Here is a 19,376-nt window from a genome sequence, read left to right on the forward strand (position 1 = left end):
TTCGCATAGTGCGTCTCTTGCTTCGCGCATCGCGAGCTGGAACGGTGACGGCTCATCAGTTTCGGGGTTATCCAAGGAGTCGCGGTGGCGCACACGGAACCGCAGCAGATCGCCGGGCAGGTCGCCCGGGGCGAACGCAGTCCGCTCGAGTTCGGGGTGTTCCTGGCCCCCTTCCATCAAGCCGGGCGCAACCCGACCCTGATGCTGGAACAGGACCTGGCCCTGATCGAGCACCTGGACCGACTCGGCTACGCGGAGGCGTGGATCGGCGAGCATCACTCGGGCGGCTGGGAGATCGTCGCCTCGCCCGAACTGTTCATCGCGAGTGCCGCCGCGCGGACCCGGCACATCCGGTTCGGCACGGGTGTCGTCTCACTGCCGTACCACCACCCGTTGCACGTCGCGGATCGCATGGTGCTGCTCGACCACCTCACCCGAGGCCGGGTCATGCTCGGCGTCGGCCCCGGCCAACTCGCCTCCGACGCCCACATGTTGGGCATCGACACGGCGCGCCAGCGGGCCATGATGGAAGAGTCGCTGGAGGCGATCGTCGCCCTGCTGGCCGGTCGCGAGCCGGTGACCCGGGAGAGCGACTGGTTCACGCTGCGCGACGCCCGGTTGCAACTGCGGCCGTACACACACCCGTCGTTCGAGCTGGCGGTCGCCGCCACGTTCTCGCCCGCCGGCCCGCGCACGGCCGGACGGTTCGGCGCGGGCATGCTCTCGATCGCCGCGAGCCAGGAGGGCGGCTTCGACGCGCTCGGCACCCACTGGGGCATCGCGAACGAGGTCGCGCAGCGGTACGGACAGAGCATGGATCGGTCCAAGTGGCGACTGATGGGCATGATGCACATCGCCGAGACCGAGGAGCAGGCGCGCCGCGAGGTCGCCTACGGCCTCGAAGGCATCCAGAACTACCAGGCCAAGGTGCTGCCGATCCCGCTGGACACCGCGACGCCCCTCGCCGAGCGGATCGAACACGGCAACGCCACCGGGTCGTTCATCTGCGGCACGCCCGAGATGGCGATCCGTCAGATCGAGCGGTTGTGGCAGAAGTCCGGTGGCTTCGGCACCTACCTGTTCATGGGCGCCGACTTCGCGGACCCCGAGGCGACGAAGCGCTCCTACGAGTTGATCGCGCGCGAGGTGATCCCGTACTTCACCGGCGCCGCGTACGCCCCGCTCGCGTCCCAGGACTGGCAGGTGGGCCTCTCCGAGACCTGGCGCGACCGGACCGCGCAGGCGGTCGGCGGTGCGTTGAAGGACTACGAGAACACGAAGGGGAGCACGGCGTGAGCGAGCGGATCGAGGAAAGCGCGGCGGATCGGGGTATCGGGGTGGGGCGCGTCGCCGACAAGGTCGCACTGGTGACCGGGGCGGCGGCGGGCATCGGCCTGGCCGTCGCACGACGCTTCGCGGCCGAGGGCGCGTACGTGGTCGCGGGCGACATCGACGCGGCCGGACTCGCGGCGCTGGCCGAGGAGTTGGGCCCGGAGCGGTGCGCCACCCGGCTGTGCGACGTGACCGTCGAGGACGACGTGGCCGCGCTGGTACAGGTCGCCGTGGACGGCTTCGGCGGCCTGGACATCGCGGTGGCCAACGCGGGCGGCGGTACGGCGGCGGAATTGGCCGACCACGACTACGCGGCCTGGCGCCGCATCGTCGACCTGTGCCTGAACGGCGCGTTCCTGACCGTCAAGCACGCGGGCCGCGCGATGCGCGCCCGGGACGGCGGGGCCGGCTCGATCATCACCTTGGCCTCGCTCAACGCCGTCCAGCCCGGTCGGGGCATGGGCGCGTACTGCGCGGCCAAGGCCGGCGTGGTCGCGTTGACCGAGGTCGCCGCCCTCGAACTGGGACCGGCCGGCATCCGCGTCAACGCCGTGGCCCCGGGCCTGATCCGCACCCGGGCCACCGCCGGCATGTGGCATGTCCCGGGCGTGGTCGAGGAGTACGTCGAGAACGCCCCACTGGGCCGTTTCGCGGAACCCGAAGAGGTGGCCGCCGTGGTGCTGTTCCTCGCCTCCGATGAGGCGTCCTTCGTCTCGGGCAGCGTGTACGGAGTCGACGGCGGCGCCCGAACCCGACGCTATCCGGACTTGATCGGAGCCCTGGAGCGGTTGTCGAACGGATGACGCCGGCCGACGAGTGACGCCGGGCGGAGCGGGTGACGCCGGGCGCCCGCGGGACCGGCTCGGCCGCGGGTCGCCGTAGCGGTGACTACGCCCGATCGGGTCGGTTCCGACGGGCGCGCCGGATCGGTGATCAAGCGGCTGATCAGGGCCGAAAAGGGGCGCGGGGGTTCCTCTTCCGGATACTGACGATGCGTCATGTTTCTGATCGGTAATGGCGCTATCGCCTCCGAACGGTCGTGTCCGCGATCGGTTGGCAGCCTGCTACGGCCGGGTTCGACCTCTTCGATCCGAGACGGTTTTCCGGCCCCGGAGACGGGAAACCAAAGGGCACCGAACGGGACGGGAGGGGACCTGACACCCCCGGATGCGCGACGGCGCACCCCCCACCCCGTGGGTATCAAGGCGCCGGCGGTCGGGCCCACTCCCCCGTGCCCGACCGCCGGCCGCCGCCCCCAACCCGTCGCGACCGGCAAGCCGTCCACCGTGTCGGTCGGCCCTGCCTGCCGGCAGGATCGGGGTCGTGACCGGACGTCGAGCCTTCGAATCGCACCACCGGTGGATCAAGGGGTCGGTGATCCCCCTTGCGTGCGCTGCCGGATTCTGCGCGGCAGCCTTTCTGCCCGGGACCCCTCTCCCCTTGGCGATCTTCTGCTGGGTCTTCTTCGGCGGCCTCCCGCTGCTCGCCGCCGCCGCGAATTTCGCGACACGCAACACCGCGGTTTTTCGGGCCGATATCCAGGGCATCACGTTCGCCCGGCCGCCGCTTCACCGACACGGAACGCCCCGACGAATCCCGTGGCGCAACGTCGAGTACGTGGTCCTGTGGAACCCCTCGGCGTCGAGTCGCCTGGTCACGATCGGCGCCGCCGTCACACGCGGGGGCAAGAGCGACGTCTTCCCCGCATGGATGCGCCGATGGCGTCTCGTCCCCGGCGTTCCCACCATCCATGTCATGACCTCGTGGCAGGGGGCCGGCCCCGAGGATCGGGCGGGCCTGGCCGCCGCCTTCGCCCGTCTCGCGCCGGACACGCCTCTCCTCGACCTGTGCATCGATCCCGTGCCGCCGATGGAGCGCTTCCGCAAGCGGCTCCCGTGGGCCCGGCCGCGCCACTCGAACTGAACCCGGCGGCCCGTCGGAACCCTGGGGGCACGACGAGCCGATCAGCACCAGTACCCGAGGAGCCATCAGGGCCGCCGCCGCACCCTGTGCGACCCGGCAGCCGACCGATTGCGGCGCGTCCGCGGCGAGCCCGCAACCGGCCGACGCGATCGTGAACGACGCCACGCCGATCACGGCGCACGGGACGGGACGGCGGCGGCGCCGACGAACAGCACGCCGCTCACCCCGATGCAATCGATCAAGATCGCGCCGTGCGGGCGCATTTCGGCCGTCCGGTTGCCCGAACCCGCTCCGCCGCCGCCCGCCCGCGCTCAATGCACGTCGATGCCGCGCAGATGCCGCGTGTCGTTGTAGCGGATCGCGCGCGGACGCCCGTCGCGGACGCGCCAGCGCGAGATCGAGGCGTTGCCCACGGGATCGGTCCGCACCAGGCGATCGACGTCGGTCTCGGTGAGGCCCTCCAGGATGTAACGCAGCATCAGCACGGTCGCGTCGTGGCCGACGATCAGGACGTGCGCGCCCGGCGCCTCGTGCCGCAGGTCGGCCAGCAGCGTGCGCAGCCGCAGCGCCACGTCGGCGAGCGATTCGCCGCCGGGCGGGCGGTAGTACAGGTCGCCGACGCGGCGCCGACGCTCGGCCTCGTCCGGGTAGAGCTTCTCGATCGCGGCGGCCGTCCGCAGTTCCAGCACGCCCATCTCGCGGTCGCGCAGCCGTTCGTCGCGGCGCGGCGGGGGTAGCAACAGGCCCACCCGGGCGGCCTCGCGGGCGATGATGCGCATCGTCGAGCGGGCCCGGCGGTACGGCGAGACCAGCACCACGTCCGGCGTCTCGCCCTTGAGCGCGAGCCGACGCCCGACCGCGGCGGCCTGATCCTCGCCACGCGCGGTGAGCGAGATGTCGGCGTCGCGACCGGTCATCGCCGCGGCGAATTCGCCGAACTCCGCGTCCTCTTCCGATCCCCGACCGGCCCGGAAGGACCCGCCGGGGGCGTCGCCCGCGCCGGCGGCGGCAGCGGCGGTGGCCATGGCCGCGTTGGCGGTGCTCTCGCCGTGCCGCACGGCAACGATCTCGGCCGGCCCGAAGGGCGCGTTGTCCAACGTGCTGCCCACGGTGCCCCCAAGCTTCGTTCCCTCTCATGGTTCTCACCCCCGGGACCGGGCCGAAACGCGCCACCGGGCCACACCCCACATCCTCCGGCCGGTCGGCTCCGAACCCGGCCGCGCGAGGCGACGGGTCCGCACCGACCATCCGGTCGGCCCATCACACGAGACACGGCCGGACTTGTGTGATCATCCATCCGTGTGTCCGGATAATCTGACCGCATGATCGAACCTCGCGTCGCCCTCGTCACCTGCGCCGAGCTGCCCGACCTCGACCCGGACGATCGCCTGCTCGTCGAACCGCTGGCCGCTCGCGGTATCCGCGCCGAGGCCGCCGTGTGGAACGACCCGACGGTGGACTGGGCCGCGTACGACCTGGTGATCCTGCGCTCGGTCTGGGACTACCCGGCGCACCGCAAGGAGTTCGTCGAGTGGGCCGCGGGCGTGCCGCGCCTGGCCAACCCGGCGGTCGTGGTGGCCTGGAACACCGACAAGACCTACCTGCGCGACCTGACCAAGGCGGCCCTGCCCGTCGTCGAGACGATGTGGCTCGAGCCCGACTCCACCGTCACGCTGCCCACGTCCGGCGTGCACGTGGTCAAGCCCGCGGTCGGCGCCGGATCCATGGACACCGAGCGCTACGACCTGGCCGTCCCCGAGGAACGCGCGCTCGCCGCCGGGCACGCCACCAGCCTGCTCGCGGCCGGCCGGACCGTGATGGTGCAGCCGTACCTGGCGGCCGTCGACACGGTCGGCGAGTCCGCGCTCGTCTACTTCGACGGCGTCTTCAGCCACGCCGTCCGCAAGGGCCCGATGCTCGACGGCACCGCCGAAGAGGTCGACGGCCTGTACAAGTCCGAGCGGATCGACGCCCGCGAACCATCCGCCGCCGAACTCGCGGTCGCGGCCCGGGTGCTGACCGAGATCCCGGTCGGCCCACTGCTGTACGCGCGCGTCGACCTGATTCCCGACGCCGACGGCACGCCCACCCTGCTGGAACTGGAGCTGACCGAACCGTCGCTGTTCCTCGCCCACTCCGAGGGCGCCGCCGAGCGCTTCGCCGACACGATCGTCGCCGCGCTGCACCCGTAACCGGCGCCGCACCCGGGCCTTCGGCCCACCGCCGGCCGGGCACCCGTCGCGCGGGGCCCGACCACCCCGGTCGGGCCTCGCACGCACTCGGGCGGCCGGAAATCGCGTCGCCGCGCGAGTGCCGGCCGCGTACCGTGACAGCCGCGCATCCCACCGAAAGGCGAGCGACGTCATGACCGGCCGGAATCCGCAGGACCGCAAGCGCCTGAGCTACCTCAAGGACCGACGCAACGGTTACGGCGAGAACGACAAGAGCTCGCGCCGGAACATCCGTCGGAACAAGCGCGCGGTGCACAGCGCCAATCGCCGCCGCGAGCACCTGGTCCTCACCGCGCTGACCGGCGTCCGGGACGGCACCGGGGCCGACGCCGTCGAGGAAGGCCTGTTCGCGAAGCGCCCCAAGTCGTGGCGCAAGGCTCCCGACGAGCCGCTGGCCGAGGCGCTCATCCGCGGCTTCGAACGCCGCGTCCGCATGGGCATCGAGGACGGCACCACCGCCGACCGCCGCATCCACCACATCCGACGCCGCCTCGCCCGCCCCACCGCCGACTGACCGACACCGCGGCGATCGCGACAAGCGGCCCGACACCGCGAGTCGTCCCCCCGCTTCGTCGCGCCCCTCCCCTGGCCCGATCCGGCTCGGCCGGACGGCGGTATCCGATCTGTACGGCCTCCCGGTCCGGGAGACGATGGACCGATGAAGCACGACATTTCCCTCGAGTGGGACGGCGATCCCGCGGCCGAGGACCGGCGGGCCACGGAGGTGTACGCCTCGGTCGGCCTCCCGGCACCGGCACCGGCGGGCACCGACGCCGGCCCCGACGCCGGTGGGTCCGGTGATCGCATCGGCACCGTCGGCGCGCGCCGCGCCGGCCGACTGCTCGGCTGGGTGAGCATCTACGGCGACGGCGAGTCCGGCGTCGCCGCCCAGGGTGAGCGAGCCGACCGGCTCGCCCGCCGGCTGGTCCGGGGGTCCTATGCCGGGAATCCTCCCGCGACCGCCGAGGAACGCGCCGCGTTCGTGTCGATGTACCGGCGCGCCGCCGAACAGGCCCGCGCGGTCGGCGCCCGGGTGTTGCACTGGAGCGGTACCGACACCGGGCCGGAGGGCGACGCGGCCCGGGCGCTCGCGGCCCGGGTCACCGGGGAGATCGCCCGGATCTGGACGGTCGACCCACACGGCTGGTGGCCTCCGGGCGGGCTACCCGCGATCCGCGTACGCGCCCTGCCGCCGCCCCGCGTGGGCCTGATCGGCGAGGGCGCCGAACTCACCGTCGACATCGCGGACGGCCGGGCGTACCTCAACGCGGGCGAGGCGATCACCGCCCCCGGCGTCGCGGCCGACATCCTCGGGGCCGTGGTCGCCGAACTGGTCGACTCGCTCCGCCGCGAGCACCCGGACGTACACGAGCTCGCCGTGTTCGAATTCGACGGCGACACCGAAGGCGCCGTCCGCCAAGCCCTCCCGCTCGCCGGCCTGCGCATCGAACACCGCGTCCTCGACTTCGAACTCCCCCTCGCCTGAACCTCGAAGCCCCGCCCCGCCCCCGGCTCCACATCCCGCAGGCGTGAACCCCCCGCCGCGGTCCCCGAATCCGGCGCCCCCACGTCGACGGGCCGCCGCGCCGAAACACGACGTGACGCGGCGGATCGAACCACATCGATCCGCCGCGTCACGAGCGCCCTCGCCTGCTCACCGGCCACGCCGCGACCGCACGCACGATCGCGACCGCCACCGCGTCACGTCCTTCGGTAGGTCGCGACGGACGCTCCGTGCTCGAGCACCGTGCCACCGGTACGGGTGAACGCGGTGACCTCGAACCCGCCGGACAACATCGGGATCCCGGTGCCCATCAGGATCGGGTAGGTCTTGATCACCAGTTCGTCGATCTCGGCCATCAGGCTCCCCGCCAGGCGCCCGCCGCCCGCGAGCCAGATGCCCTTGCCGGTCGACTCTGCCTTCAACTCGCGGACCTTGGCGACCGGGTCGCCGGCGATCAGCGTCACCTCGGGGTCGGGGCTTTCGGTGATGCTGTTGGTGACCACGTACGTGCGCAGGTGGCTGTACGGGTTGGTGATGCCCTCCCGGAGCGCCGGATCGTACGTCGCGCGACCCATCACGATCGTGTCGAAGTGCCGGAACTCGGCGTCCGGCGCAACCCCCACGTGCGGAGCCACATGCCCCGGGAGCGTCTCCGGATACTCGGAGACCAGGTGTGCCAGGACGTCTTCGCCGACCGGGAAGAAGTCGACGCTTCCGTCCTTGCCGGCGATGAAGCCGTCGAGCGAGGTGCCGACGAAGTACGTGAGCTTTCGCATGCGAACTCTTTCCGTAGTGATGCCGAGCGGGCCGAAACGGCTCGGCCGCCCGATGATGACTACAGTTATAGTACTTCGGATGTAGTGGTTGCAAGCTCTCGCTCGAAACTCGTCCGCCTCATCCGTCTCACCCTGGAAAGCCCGCCCGACCCAAGCCCCCGTCCCGTCACCACGGCCGCGTGTCCGTCCCCGGCAACGGACGCAGACCCGGCCAGGCCGCCGCCATTCGCCCGCGCAGCCGCCGCGCCAGCTCACCCAACTCGCGCAACGGCTCGGTCGCCGTGTCGGCGACCACACCGAGGCGGTGTACCAGGCGCTCGCGTGCCGAGACCGGACCCCACGTGAAGTCCTGCACCGGCACCCGGGCCAACTGGTCGACCCGTTCCCGATGGGCCCGTTCGACCAGCGCGTCGCCGCGGATCAACCAGCCCGCGCACGCGTCGGCGATGTCCGTCCGCGGGTCGATGGCCCGTCCGGTCCGCGCCCGCCACGTCGACGCGTACACCGCCTCCACCTCGGCCAACGGTGTGCCGGTGACCGACATCGCGCACCAGCAGGTGGGGAACCCGATCCGGAAGTAGGCGAGTTCCACCAGCCCGTCACCGAGCGCGGCCTGCTCGAAGTCGACGAACCGCACCCCGTCCGCGGTCCGCAGATCGTTACCCGGACACGGGTCACCGTGCAGCAGGGCATACCGACCGACCGGCTCCAGCCGGGTGAGCAGCGCGGCCAACTCGGCCGGTACGCCCGCCGGGATCGCCACCTCCAGCGTCGTGGCCAGCGCCAGGAACGACTCGGCGTCCGCGGCGGTGGGCGGGCGCCACGCGGGCAGCGCCTCGGCGTCCGCCACGCCGGTGAGCGCGTGCAGTCGGGCCAACGCGTCGGCGTACCCGGGCATCCAGTCGTCGATGCGGCCCAGGTCGTCGAGATGTTCGAGCACCATGACGCACGCGTCGGGATCGGTGGCGAGCACCTCGGGACCCACCGGCCCCCGCGCGGCCAGCCGCAGCCCCGCGACCTCCCGCGCGAACCGCTCGGACGCGCCGTAGCGGTGGTCACCCGCCCCGATGATCTGCTTGACGATCGCCCGCTCGCCGCCGAACTCCACCCGCCACACCCGCGAACGCGGGCTGCTGTCCAGGAGTTCCGCCCTCTTCGGCGGGCCCAGCGCGGCCCGCAACGTGTCACCGATCGGCACTAGTTGGATTCCCATGGATCCGACACCCTACCCAGGCGCCACCACACCGCCCCGACCGTCGCGCCGCCCGACCGAGCCCCCGGGACGGCTCCGCGCACCCTGCCGAGAGCATGAACTCCCGGCCGAGCCGCGCGGGCCGGCAGACTTGCCGGGTGGAGATCAACGGCACACCCGCGCATCCCGACGACCTCGCCGCGCTGGCTCTGTCGAACATCGGGCATTTCACGTCCATGCGGGTCGAGAACGGCCGGGTGCGCGGCCTGGACCTGCATCTGGCCCGGCTGGTCCGGGACTGCCGCATCGTGTTCGACGCCGACCTGGACCCGGACCGCGTCCGGACCCTGGTCCGTCGGTTCACCGCCGGTCGAAACGAGGCGTTCGTGATCCGGGTGACCGTCTTCGATCCGGCGATCGGCCTGGCCGACCCGGCCGCTCCGGCCACGCCGCACATCCTGGTCGGCACCCGGCCGGCCGGGCCCCTGACGATGCCGCCGCTGCGGGTGTTGCCGCTGACGTATCGACGCGATCTGCCGGAGGTCAAGCACGTGGGCCTGTTCGGCCAACTGCGCCAACGCCGCCGGGCGATGCTGGCCGGCTACGACGACGCGCTGTTCGTCGAGCCGGACGGTCGGATCTCGGAAGGCGGCACCTGGAACATCGGCTTCGTGGTCGCCGACCGCCTGATCCGCCCCGACGCCCCGTGCCTGCGCGGCGTCACCGCCGACCTGCTCCAGGCCCACCGGCCCGCTCCTACCCGGCCCGTTCACATCGGCGAACTCGCGCCGATCCAGGCCGCGTTCGCGACCAACACGGCCATCGGCGTGCGCCCGATCAGCGCCATCGGCACACACGTACTGCCCACCGACCACCCGCTCCTGGCCACCCTGGCCGACACCTATCGCGCCATCCCCGGCGACCTCGTGTAGACCCGCTCGGCCCGCCGGCACGCCCGGCCCGGTCGCCCCCGGTCACGGAAAGTCGAAGAACCTGATCCACCAGGTCGGCCCATCCTCGACGGTGTAGTGGTCCGCGAGCCGGCTCACCCCGTCGTACGTGCACCGCAGCAGATCCTCCGGGACCACCGTGTAGCCGAGGTCGTCCAGCGCGGCGGCGACGCGGTCCGCATCCGCCGGCGACACGTACGCGGGCGCCGCGCCGACCGGGTTGTCGTCCGGCGCACCGACGCTCGTGGCGACCAGGTCGCCGAAGTTGCTGACCACGAGGGTGATCCGCCCGCTCCCCGCCAACGCGCTCGCGGGCACCACGATCGCGCCGTGCCGACTCGCCGCCCGCGCCTCCCCCTCCACCGCACAGTGGCACGCGAAGTCCGTCTCCAGCCGCTCCACGAGCCGATCGAAGCGCTCGCGCGTGGCGACCGGGTCGTAGTCCGGCGGGACGGTCAGGTGCTCCGGATGGTCCAGGGCACGCAACAGTGTCCAGGCCTCGTCCTCGTCAAGCGTCATGTGCGTGTCCACCGATCCATGCGGCGCGCGGCGCCTGCCCATACCCGGGTGCGCACTCGGGCACACCTCCAACCGCACACACCCGGAACGCCCTCACCCATCCGTCGTGCCCCCTCACGTCACCCCGCCTCACCTCACCGATCCAACGCATGCCCCCTGATCCGCTCGGCTCACCCACCCCGCATCAACTCCGCCGCCACACTCGCCGCCCGACCCCACCCACCTCGGCGACGAACATGTCCGCTCCCACGATGTCGAATCATCCCGCCGCAACCGCCCGCGTCCTCGCAGATGCCCCGACGGCCGCTTCGGTGCGAAGATCCTGCCGCCGCGGCACCGGCGTCCCGGCGATCGGCACACGATCGCCCCGGCTTGGGGTGGGGTGGGGGTGTCCGGCACGCTGTGGGTTCGTGTATCCGTTCCAGATCTGGTGGTGAATCCGGCATGACCGCCTTGGACCCGGCCATACCCGAGTCGGTCGACCCCGTGCGGGTGGACCGTTCGGGGCTCCAGCGGCGGACCGTGCGCACGCTGATCGCCGCGCAGGTGGTCGGCGGGGTGGGCATGGGTTCCGCGTTGACCGTCGGCGGGCTGCTCGCCGAGGATCTGTCCGGATCCAAGAGCTGGTCGGGCTTCGCGACCACCGCGATCACGCTGGGCGCGGCCGTGTTCGCGATCCCGATGTCGCGGGCCGCGTCCCGGTACGGGCGGCGGGTCGCGCTGACCGCCGGGTGGGGGCTCGCGGCGCTCGCGGCCGGCGGGGTGATCCTGGCGGCGGTCCTGGAGTGGTTCCCGCTGCTGATCGCCGCGCTGCTCGTGTTCGGCGCCGGTACCGCGGCCAACCTCCAGTCCCGGTACGCCGCGACCGATCTCGCCGACGACGCGGGCCGGGCCAAGGCGTTGTCGATCGTGGTGTGGTCGACCACCGTGGGCGCGGTCCTGGGCCCCAACCTGAACGAGCCGGGCGCGGTGGTCGGCCGCGCGGTCGGCCTGCCGGAGTTGGCCGGGCCGTTCCTGTTCTCGATCGTGTCCTTCGGCGGCGCCGGCGCCATTCTGTGGGTCGCGCTGCGCCCGGATCCGCTGCTGATCGCCCGCGCCGACCTCGGCGACCGGCAGCCGCCCCGGGGCAACCTGCGCGGCGCGCTCGGCGTGATCCGCCGGGCGCCGCGCGCGATGCTCGGGCTGGCAACGGTGGCGTTCGGGCACGTGGTGATGGTGTCGGTGATGGCGATGACACCGGTGCACATGAAGGATCACGGCACCGCGCTGACCCTGGTCGGGCTGACCATCAGCCTGCACATCGCCGGGATGTACGCGCTGTCGCCGGTGGTCGGCTGGGCCGCCGACCGGTTCGGCCGGATCCCGGTGATTCTGGGCGGCCAGCTCGTCCTGCTGCTCGCGGTGTTCGTCGCCGGTACCTCCGGTCACTCGACGTGGCGCACCATGGTCGGGCTGATCCTGCTCGGCTTCGGCTGGTCGTGCTGCCTGGTCGCGGGCTCGGCGCTGCTCGGCGAATCGGTGCCGGCCGGCGAGCGACCGGGCGTGCAGGGCGTTTCGGACCTGCTGATGAACCTGGCCGGCGCGGCGGGCGGCGCGGTCTCGGGTTCGGTCCTGGGCCTGGCCGGCTACGGCGGCCTCAACCTGGTCGCGGGCTTCCTGACCGCGCCGGTGTTGTGCGTCGCGGCGGGCTTCGCACTGGGCCGCTCCCGGCGCCCGACCGCCTGAACCCCGCGCCCCGGGACGAGCACGGGCGCGTGCCGCACCCGACCCGCCCGGACCCCGGTGATCATCCGCCTCGGATGGCCCGCCCGGGTCGTGGCCGATCCGCGATCCCCATATGTTTGGACAAAATGTGCCAAATGGTCGCGGGTTTCCTGCCCCGGCCTTCCCGGAAGGGGCAACCATGGTGCAGCGGGTGGTCGTCGTCGGAGCAGGATTCGCCGGGTTCGAAACGGTGCGAAGGCTGGAACGCTCGCTCGGTCCACGCGAGGCGGAGATCGTCCTCGTGAGTCCGATGGACTACATGGTGTACCGGCCGCTGCTGCCGCAGGTCGCGGCGGGCGTACTGTCCTCGCGCACTACGGCGGTGCCGCTGCACCGGATGTTCAAGCGCACCCATGTGCTGCCCGGCGGCGCGATCGGTGTGGACCTGGCCGCCAAGGTGTGCGTGGTGCGCAAGATCTCCGGCGAGATCACCAACGAGCACTACGACAAGCTCGTCCTGGCACCGGGCAGCGTGACCCGCACCTTCGACATCCCGGGCCTGACCACCTACGGGCACGGCATGAAGAACCTGGCCGAGGCGGTCTATCTGCGCGACCACGTGATCGCCCAACTCGAGATCGCCAACTCCAGCATCGACCCGGCCGAGCGTGCCTCGCGCTGCCAGTTCATCGTGGTCGGCGGCGGCTACGCGGGCGTGGAGACCGCCGCGTGCCTGGAGATGCTCACCACCAACTCGCTCCGGCACTTCCCCCGCCTGGACCCGGCGCAGGTGCGCTGGATGATCGTCGACGTGGCACCGCGCCTGATGCCCGAACTCGGCGAGAACCTGGGCAAGGCCACGCTGCAGATGCTGGCCAAGCGCGGCGTGGACGTGCGGCTCGGGATCAGCGTGCGGGAGATCACCGAGGACTCGGTGACGCTGACCACCGGTGAGAAGCTGCCCTGCCGGACCCTGGTCTGGACGGCGGGGGTCACCGCGAGCCCGCTGATGGGCACGATGGGCGCCGAATTGATCCGCGGCCGGCTCGCGGTCGCCGCCGACCTCGCCGTGCCCGGTCACCCGGACGTGTTCGCGCTCGGCGACGCCGCGGCAGTGCCGGACCTGGCCAAGGGCAACGGCGCGATCTGCCCGCCCACCGCGCAGTACGCGCACCGGCAGGCCAAGGTCGCCGCCGCCAACGTGGTCGCGTCGCTGCGCGGGCAGCCGATGAGCCCGTTCCGGCACAAGGACCTCGGTCTGGTCGTCGACCTCGGCGGCACCCAGGCGGTGGCCCGACCGCTCGGCTACGAGATGCGCGGTCTGCCCGCGCAGGCGATCACCCGCGGCTACCACCTGATGACGGTGCCCTCGATCCGGGCCCGCACCCGGGTGCTCTCCAACTGGATCCAGCACGCGTTCGCGGGCGACGACCTGGTCCGACTGGGCTTCATGTCCGATCAGGACGGCCGGATGGGCAACCTGGAGAAGACCGACGCCTACCTCTCCCCGAACGAGGTCACCGCCCGCACCGGATCGCGCGCCGCACACCCGTAGACACCCCCTCGGGTAGCGCCCGCACCGCACGCCGGTCACCGTACGGACCTGCCCGACGGAGAACGGCCACCCCGACGAGGACGCGGGTCCGCCCGAGCGGCCCGCGCGGGTGCGCACCGGCGCCGGGACGCCGTGCGGGGTGCCGGATCCCGCCCTGGCGGGTACACGTGGGCCATGAGCGACGAGCGCACGGCGGCCCGCCTGCGGATGGCGCTGGTGGAGCGGCTGCGCCTGACCGGGAGCATACGCACCGAGGCGGTCGCGGACGCGATGTCCCAGGTGCCGCGCGAGGTGTTCACCCCCGGGGTGTCCTCGCTGGAGCGCGCCTACGAGGACCGGGTCGTGGTGTTGTCCACCGACGACCGGGGACTGCCGGACAGCACGGTCAGCCAGCCGGCGATGGTCGCGCTGATGCTCGAACAGCTCGCGATCCGGCCGGGGATGCGCGTGCTGGAGATCGGCACCGGAAGCGGGTACAACGCGGCGCTGCTGGCCCGGTTGACCGGGGTCGAGGGCGAAGTGGTCAGCATCGAGGTGTCCGCCGATCTGGCGGGCGCGGCCGCGCGACGCCTGGCCGGGCTCGGGGTGCACGTGGACGTGCGGGCCGGGGACGGCTGGGAGGGGGTCGCGGATCGCGCGCCTTTCGACCGGATCGAGGCCACGGTGGGGGTCCCGGACCTGCCGCCGGCCTGGGTGGCGCAGCTCGCGCCGGACGGGGTGCTGGTCGCCCCGATGTGGCTGCGGCCGGGCCTGGAGTTGGCCGTCGCGTGGGAGCGCGCCGCGGACGGGACGCTGACCAGCGTGTCGGTCTCCCGTTGCGGATTCCTCCAGTTGCGTGGCCCGCACGCGGGGCCGGGGCGCACCCACGCGCTGACCGGCGATCTCGCGGTGATCGGCGAGGATCTGCCGCCGGCCGCGCTGGACGTGTTGCGCGTTCTGCTCGACCACGGCGCGGTGGACGCGGGCCCGGTACTGGGTCCGGTGGACATGCGGCTGACCGGATTCGCGTTGGCCGAACCGCGCTCGGTGTTGTTCCTGGGGCATCCGGGCGACGGGCTGACGTGGGGCCTGTTCGACCCGGAGCGGCCCGCACTCGCGGTGCTCATGCGCGACCGCATCCTGGTCTACGGCGACCGCGACGCGGCGGTCGACCTGTACTACGGCGTGGCCGGCGCACCGGTGGTGAACGCCGACCGGCTGCGGCTGGAGGCGGTCCCGGTGGGCACCGACTTCCCGCACGCGCCGGACGCGGGTGGCCGGGCGTGGACGGTGGAGCGGGAGCACTACCGGTATCGGCTGACCGAGATGTGAGCCGAACGCCGCCCGCCCACACCGGAACCCGGCCGGGCGGGCGCCTCGGCCGCCCGGCCCTACCTGGGGGTGCGCAACAGGCAGAACTCGTTGCCCTCGGGGTCGGTCAGCACATGCCAACCGCACTCGCCCTGGCCGATGTCGGCGGGCTTGGCGCCGAGCGCGAGCAACCGGGCCAGTTCGCTCTCCTGGTCCGAGCCGATCGCCGGGCTGACGTCCATGTGCAGCCGGTTCTTGACCGTCTTGCCCTCGGGAACCGGCTGGAACAGGATCGTGGGCAACGACCCGTCGGGCGCGCTCAGCTCGATGTCCTCGCCATCGACGGTGAGGTTCCAGCCGAGCACTCGGCGCCAGAACTCGGCGATGGCGGGCACGTCGTGCGCGTCGACGACGAGTTCGGAGAACACGGCGGGCATGACGACTCCTCGGTGCGGGCGGGGAGGGAGGGGTGGGAGGGGTGGGACGCGTCCCCAGTCACTGGGGCGGCAGTGCGCGGACCACCTGCCCGAAGCGGGCGGACCCGGTCAGGGACGCGTGCTCGGGTCCCCGCCAATTGACCTCGAGTTCCTCCAGGATGCCCTCGTGCCACCAGAACATGCCGGTGGACAAAGGCTGCTGATCCCGCGTCAGGCCCTGGGCGGTCTTCAGCACGAAGCCCGCCATGCCCAGTGTGCGCTGCGAGTTCAGCGGCAGCGCGAGCAGTCCGTTGTCGATCGGCGGGACGACCAGCGCGCCCGCGCGCAGCGGGTCGCCGAGCGCCTCACCGAGCCGGAACAACTGCGCGGAGCCGGGCCAGCTCTGGCCGAGCAGCGAGTGCAGGGTCGTGCCGGTGGAGATCTCCATCGGCGTGCCGCTGAAGCTCTCCATCCGCAGGTTCGTCGCGGCCTGGAGCCAGACGTCCTCGACCGCCATCCCCCAGTGCTGCACCATCGGCGTCTCGATCGTGACGGCGGTGCCGTCCGGGCCCTTGACGCACGCCACCGCGAGGATCTCGCCGCGATCGCCCAGCGGCCACACCATGCCCTGCGTGCCCAGGTGCGGACCGGGCCGGCTGATCATCAGCCGCAGGTCCTGCCGAATGCGATCCGGCGGCGCGCTCATCAGGACGCCGCGCACGTCCTGCCCCCAGGCGGCGTTCTGCTGGTTGCGGGACTGGCGACGAAACAGCGCCACGGAAGGCTCCTCGTACGGGGTGGCGGGCGGGCCTGACAAGTCATAGTCAACACCCCCCGGCCCGCGCAACATCACGCCGTACCGCCGGCGTCCGTACGACGGGCCGGACCGGGGTCACCGCCCGGGTGCGCGGGCCCCGTCCGCGCCGTCCGGCTCACGCCTGGCGGGTCGGCAGGATCACCATCTGGCGCAGGTTCACGTGTCGCGGCCGGGTCGCCACGTACGCCACCAGGTCGGCTACGTCGGTCGCGGCGAGGCTGCCGATCGTGTCGAACATGGCACCCAGTTGGCCGGCTTCGCCCAGCTCCGCGTTGTCGATGTGCGAGCCCAGCTCGGTGTCGGTCAGGCCCGGCTCGATGTTGGTGACCCGGACGTCGCGCGGGCCCAGTTCACTGCGCAGGGAAGCGGACAGGTGGGTCAGCGCGGCCTTGGTCGCGCCGTACACGGCGTAGTTCGGGAAGGTCACGTGTGCGCCGATCGAGGAGATGTCGACCAGGTCGGCGGTGCGTCCGTCGGCCGCGGCGGCCACCAGGTCGGCGGTGAACGCGCGGATGATCCGCAGCGCGCCGGTGATGTTGGTGTCGATCATCCGGGTCCACTCGTCGATCCGGCCGTCGTCGACCGGGTTGGGCAACATCACCCCGGCGGAGTTGACGACCAGGTCGACCCGGCCGAGTTCGGCGTGGATCCGCGCCGCGCCGGCGTCCACCGAAGCCTGGTCGGTGACGTCGACCGCGACGGCGAGCGCGGTGCCGCCGGCGGCGGTGATCTCGGCGGCCAGTTCCTTGAGCCGATCCTCGCGGCGGGCGAGCAGCGCGACATGCGCGCCGTGGGCGGCGAGCAGGCGCGCGGTCTCGGCGCCCATGCCGCTGGCGGCTCCGGTGACGACGGCGATCCGACCGGCGAGTGCGGTGTAGCTCATGGGAGGACTCCTGTGGAGGCGGTGCGCGAAAACCAGGCGCGGAAGCGATGCGGGGAGACGATCCGGGGCGGGTGCCCCGTCGACGGCACCTACCTTGCCCGCGTTCGGCGAGGGCACCCAGAGCTCACGTTTTCCTGGGTCTGCCCGTACCACCTCCGGGCGGTCCGCGCCGGCCGCCGATACGTCGGCGGCTAGAGTCCGGGCATGAGTGACGCGTCCTTCGAACAGCTCGGCGACTTCCTCCGTGCGTGTCGGGCTCGGGTCGGGCCCGAGGATGTCGGGCTGCCGGTATTCGGTCGCAAGCGGCGCGTGGCCGGGTTGCGGCGCGAGGAGGTCGCGCAGCTCGCGGGGGTGAGCGTCGACTACTACGTGCGACTGGAGCAGGGTCGGGGGCAGCATGTCTCGGACGCCGTCCTGGACGCGATCGGACGCGCGCTGCGGCTGGACCCCACCGAGTACCAGCACATGTGGGATCTGGCCCGGCCGACCCGGACGAGTGCTCGGCAGGTCGCGCCCTCGACGGCGCGGCCGGGCGTACAGGTGCTGCTGGACCGGATCGACGCGCCCGCGTTCGTCCTGGGCCGGTGCATGGACGTGTCGGCATGGAATGCGGCCGCCGACGCGGTGATGGGGCTGAGCGCGATGGCACCGCACGAGCGCAACATGGCGCGGCACACGTTCCTGTCCGCCGACGCGGCTCGCTTCTACCCGGATTGGGAGCGGGTCGCCGCCGACACGGTCGCCTTCCTGCGTCTGGACGCCGCGCGCCACTCCCCGGACACGCGGATGGCCGCGCTGGTCGAGGAGTTGTCCGCCGGCAATCCGCGCTTTCGGCCGCTGTGGGACGCCCACCAGGTGGCCGAGAAGACGCACGGCACCAAGCGGCTACGCCCCGCCGACGGCAGCGTGCTGGACACCGCCTACGAGACGTTGTCCTTTCCGGGCGACCCCGATCTGCTCCTCGTCGTCTACACCACGGCCCCGCGGGTCCGGACCGCGCCCGCCGAGTTGTCCGCGACGGCCGCCCGGAACTGAGTCCCGCCCGGCCCCGAAGGCCCGCGCGAATCCGTGGATCCGCTTCACTCGCTCAGCTCCCGTTCCAGGGGGACCCTGAAGCGCGGCGTCACGCACGTCCCGGACAACCACGACGTATGCCGGGCCGCCTCGGCCTCGATCGCCTTGACCGCCTCCGGCGGGAGGTCGACCAGCGCGCGCCAGACGACTTCACCGTCGGCACGCGTGGCCCACCCGCCGACGACGCGTCCGTTCCACCACACGGTCGGGCCGATGTTGCCCATCCGGTCGAACAGGCGCTCGCGCAGTTCGGGGGTGATGTACCAGTCCCGTTCCTTCCAACCCATCGGCGTGGCGTCGAGCGCGGGCAACATCACCGCCCACGGCTCCGGTGTCGGGCCCGGCGCCTCGTCGCCGGGCAGCACGTACCCGACGCTTCCGTCGTCCAGGCGCACCTCCGTCGCGCGCACCGCGGCGAGCGCGTGTCGGGTGTCCGTGAGCGTCCATCCGGTCCACCACTTGAGGTCGTCCAGCGTCCCGGGCCCGAACGCGGCCAGCCATCCGCGCACCAGTTCGGCCTTGGCCTCGGTCTTGCCGATCTCCGGCAGCGGCGGCGCGATGGTGTATCGGAACCGGCTGGACAACCACGACCCCTGCGGCCTGGCCCGCACGATCCTGCCCTCGCAGGAGAGCGTGAACAGCAGCCGTGTGGACACCCCTTGGTTCGCCTCGTACGGCTTGCCGACCGCCACTCGGATCTGGGTGCGCAACAGCGGGACCACTTCGCCCAGTTGCATCGCGGTGGCCTCGCCCATCCCGGTGAGCGCGGCCACGGTGTCGGCCTCGACCTTGTCCAACCACGCCTCGTCGTAGCCGCCGGACGCCAGGAACTGGAGCATCACCCGGCGCTGGGTGATCGCGACCGCGTCGGTGCTGGAACGCTGGACCACGTGCACGATCTCGCGCGGAACCACGTAGACCGTGCGCCGCATGCCGGGCATCCGCACCAGCGTCCGGTCCTCGTACAGCGCGCGTTCCACCTCGGCCGACGACGGCTCGACCAGGCGCGCGCAGGTGGACACGTACACCGTCGCGGGGTCGGTGGCGTGCAGCAGGAGCACGGCGCGGGCCGCGTCCTCCGCCCTCGCGGCTCGCGCGCCGGGCGCCAGGCGATGCCGAATGCCCAAACGCGCTCGTCGTTCGTCGTCGGTGATCCGTGGCAGCGCAGAGGTCATGCGCCGACCATAGGGGTCCGAGACGACATGTGGCC

19 protein-coding genes are annotated in these 19,376 nt (G+C 72.4%); 11 read left to right on the forward strand and 8 right to left on the reverse strand.

All coding sequences use genetic code 11. From position 1 onward, the window contains the following. Positions 1-84 precede the first annotated feature (84 nt). The 3 genes from ACIRL2_RS13720 to ACIRL2_RS13730 all read left to right on the forward strand — a co-directional run bounded on the left by ACIRL2_RS13720 (position 85) and on the right by ACIRL2_RS13730 (position 3,255). Positions 85-1,296 (forward strand): LLM class flavin-dependent oxidoreductase, encoded by a 1,212-nt coding sequence (locus ACIRL2_RS13720; RefSeq protein ID WP_395865369.1) that lies wholly within the window; start codon positions 85-87, stop codon positions 1,294-1,296. Continuing rightward, the gene (locus ACIRL2_RS13725; protein WP_395865371.1) at positions 1,293-2,135 is read left to right on the forward strand and encodes an SDR family NAD(P)-dependent oxidoreductase; all 843 of its coding nucleotides are present in this window, start codon (positions 1,293-1,295) and stop codon (positions 2,133-2,135) included. Before ACIRL2_RS13720 ends, ACIRL2_RS13725 begins: the two co-directional genes overlap by 4 nt. 520 nt (positions 2,136-2,655) lie before the next feature. After that, the gene (locus tag ACIRL2_RS13730) at positions 2,656-3,255 is read left to right on the forward strand and encodes a hypothetical protein (protein WP_402232107.1); all 600 of its coding nucleotides are present in this window, start codon (positions 2,656-2,658) and stop codon (positions 3,253-3,255) included. Positions 3,256-3,566: 311 nt separating this feature from the next. Here the strand turns inward: ACIRL2_RS13730 and ACIRL2_RS13735 are convergent, their stop codons facing one another. Further along, on the reverse strand, positions 3,567-4,364 hold the full coding sequence (locus tag ACIRL2_RS13735) for a histidine phosphatase family protein (protein ID WP_395865375.1): 798 nt from the start codon (positions 4,362-4,364) through the stop codon (positions 3,567-3,569). 213 nt (positions 4,365-4,577) lie between these two features. Here ACIRL2_RS13735 and ACIRL2_RS13740 point away from each other — a divergent pair, with 213 nt between their 5' ends. From ACIRL2_RS13740 to ACIRL2_RS13750, 3 genes are all read left to right on the forward strand, one after another. After that, positions 4,578-5,447, forward strand: a complete 870-nt coding sequence (locus ACIRL2_RS13740) for a RimK family alpha-L-glutamate ligase (protein WP_402232109.1) — start codon at positions 4,578-4,580, stop codon at positions 5,445-5,447. Positions 5,448-5,619: 172 nt separating this feature from the next. Further along, positions 5,620-6,000, forward strand: coding sequence for a hypothetical protein (locus tag ACIRL2_RS13745; protein ID WP_402232111.1), 381 nt, complete (start codon positions 5,620-5,622; stop codon positions 5,998-6,000). Positions 6,001-6,144: 144 nt separating this feature from the next. Continuing rightward, the gene (locus ACIRL2_RS13750) at positions 6,145-6,972 is read left to right on the forward strand and encodes a hypothetical protein (protein WP_402232113.1); all 828 of its coding nucleotides are present in this window, start codon (positions 6,145-6,147) and stop codon (positions 6,970-6,972) included. 215 nt (positions 6,973-7,187) lie between these two features. Here ACIRL2_RS13750 and ACIRL2_RS13755 read toward each other — a convergent pair whose 3' ends face one another. Then, on the reverse strand, positions 7,188-7,766 hold the full coding sequence (locus ACIRL2_RS13755) for a dihydrofolate reductase family protein (protein ID WP_402232114.1): 579 nt from the start codon (positions 7,764-7,766) through the stop codon (positions 7,188-7,190). 166 nt (positions 7,767-7,932) lie between these two features. Next, complete coding sequence (locus ACIRL2_RS13760) at positions 7,933-8,979, reverse strand: phosphotransferase family protein (protein WP_402232116.1); 1,047 nt, start codon at positions 8,977-8,979, stop codon at positions 7,933-7,935. A 137-nt stretch (positions 8,980-9,116) separates the two neighbouring features. Between ACIRL2_RS13760 and ACIRL2_RS13765 the strand changes: the two genes are divergently transcribed. Then, complete coding sequence (locus ACIRL2_RS13765; RefSeq protein ID WP_395865388.1) at positions 9,117-9,890, forward strand: aminotransferase class IV family protein; 774 nt, start codon at positions 9,117-9,119, stop codon at positions 9,888-9,890. A 42-nt stretch (positions 9,891-9,932) separates the two neighbouring features. Here the strand turns inward: ACIRL2_RS13765 and ACIRL2_RS13770 are convergent, their stop codons facing one another. Continuing rightward, positions 9,933-10,427, reverse strand: coding sequence for a hypothetical protein (locus ACIRL2_RS13770; protein WP_395865390.1), 495 nt, complete (start codon positions 10,425-10,427; stop codon positions 9,933-9,935). Between the two features lie 444 nt (positions 10,428-10,871). On the opposite strand from ACIRL2_RS13770, the gene ACIRL2_RS13775 reads away from it, so the two are divergent. From ACIRL2_RS13775 to ACIRL2_RS13785, 3 genes are all read left to right on the forward strand, one after another. Next, positions 10,872-12,152, forward strand: coding sequence for an MFS transporter (locus tag ACIRL2_RS13775; RefSeq protein ID WP_395865392.1), 1,281 nt, complete (start codon positions 10,872-10,874; stop codon positions 12,150-12,152). Positions 12,153-12,330: 178 nt separating this feature from the next. Continuing rightward, positions 12,331-13,686 (forward strand): NAD(P)/FAD-dependent oxidoreductase, encoded by a 1,356-nt coding sequence (locus ACIRL2_RS13780; RefSeq protein WP_395865394.1) that lies wholly within the window; start codon positions 12,331-12,333, stop codon positions 13,684-13,686. A gap of 174 nt (positions 13,687-13,860) precedes the next feature. Further along, a complete protein-coding gene (locus ACIRL2_RS13785) occupies positions 13,861-14,997 on the forward strand; it encodes a methyltransferase domain-containing protein (protein WP_402232119.1) in 1,137 nt (378 codons plus the stop codon). Positions 14,998-15,056: 59 nt separating this feature from the next. On the opposite strand, the gene ACIRL2_RS13790 is transcribed toward ACIRL2_RS13785, so the two are convergent. The 3 genes from ACIRL2_RS13790 to ACIRL2_RS13800 all read right to left on the reverse strand — a co-directional run bounded on the left by ACIRL2_RS13790 (position 15,057) and on the right by ACIRL2_RS13800 (position 17,092). After that, positions 15,057-15,413: a VOC family protein gene (locus tag ACIRL2_RS13790; RefSeq protein WP_395865398.1), complete on the reverse strand. Its 357-nt coding sequence runs from the start codon at positions 15,411-15,413 to the stop codon at positions 15,057-15,059. Positions 15,414-15,471: 58 nt separating this feature from the next. After that, complete coding sequence (locus ACIRL2_RS13795; RefSeq protein WP_395865400.1) at positions 15,472-16,170, reverse strand: hypothetical protein; 699 nt, start codon at positions 16,168-16,170, stop codon at positions 15,472-15,474. 154 nt (positions 16,171-16,324) lie between these two features. Then, on the reverse strand, positions 16,325-17,092 hold the full coding sequence (locus ACIRL2_RS13800; protein ID WP_395865402.1) for an SDR family oxidoreductase: 768 nt from the start codon (positions 17,090-17,092) through the stop codon (positions 16,325-16,327). Positions 17,093-17,296: 204 nt separating this feature from the next. On the opposite strand from ACIRL2_RS13800, the gene ACIRL2_RS13805 reads away from it, so the two are divergent. After that, positions 17,297-18,127: a helix-turn-helix transcriptional regulator gene (locus ACIRL2_RS13805; RefSeq protein ID WP_395865404.1), complete on the forward strand. Its 831-nt coding sequence runs from the start codon at positions 17,297-17,299 to the stop codon at positions 18,125-18,127. Positions 18,128-18,171: 44 nt separating this feature from the next. Here the strand turns inward: ACIRL2_RS13805 and ACIRL2_RS13810 are convergent, their stop codons facing one another. Continuing rightward, positions 18,172-19,341 carry a winged helix DNA-binding domain-containing protein gene (locus ACIRL2_RS13810; RefSeq protein WP_395865406.1) on the reverse strand — a complete coding sequence of 390 codons (1,170 nt, stop codon included), beginning with the start codon at positions 19,339-19,341 and terminating at the stop codon, positions 18,172-18,174. Positions 19,342-19,376: the final 35 nt, after the last annotated feature.

Origin of the sequence: Embleya sp. NPDC127516 (assembly GCF_044765325.1) — a bacterium.
Lineage (GTDB): Bacteria > Actinomycetota > Actinomycetes > Streptomycetales > Streptomycetaceae > Embleya.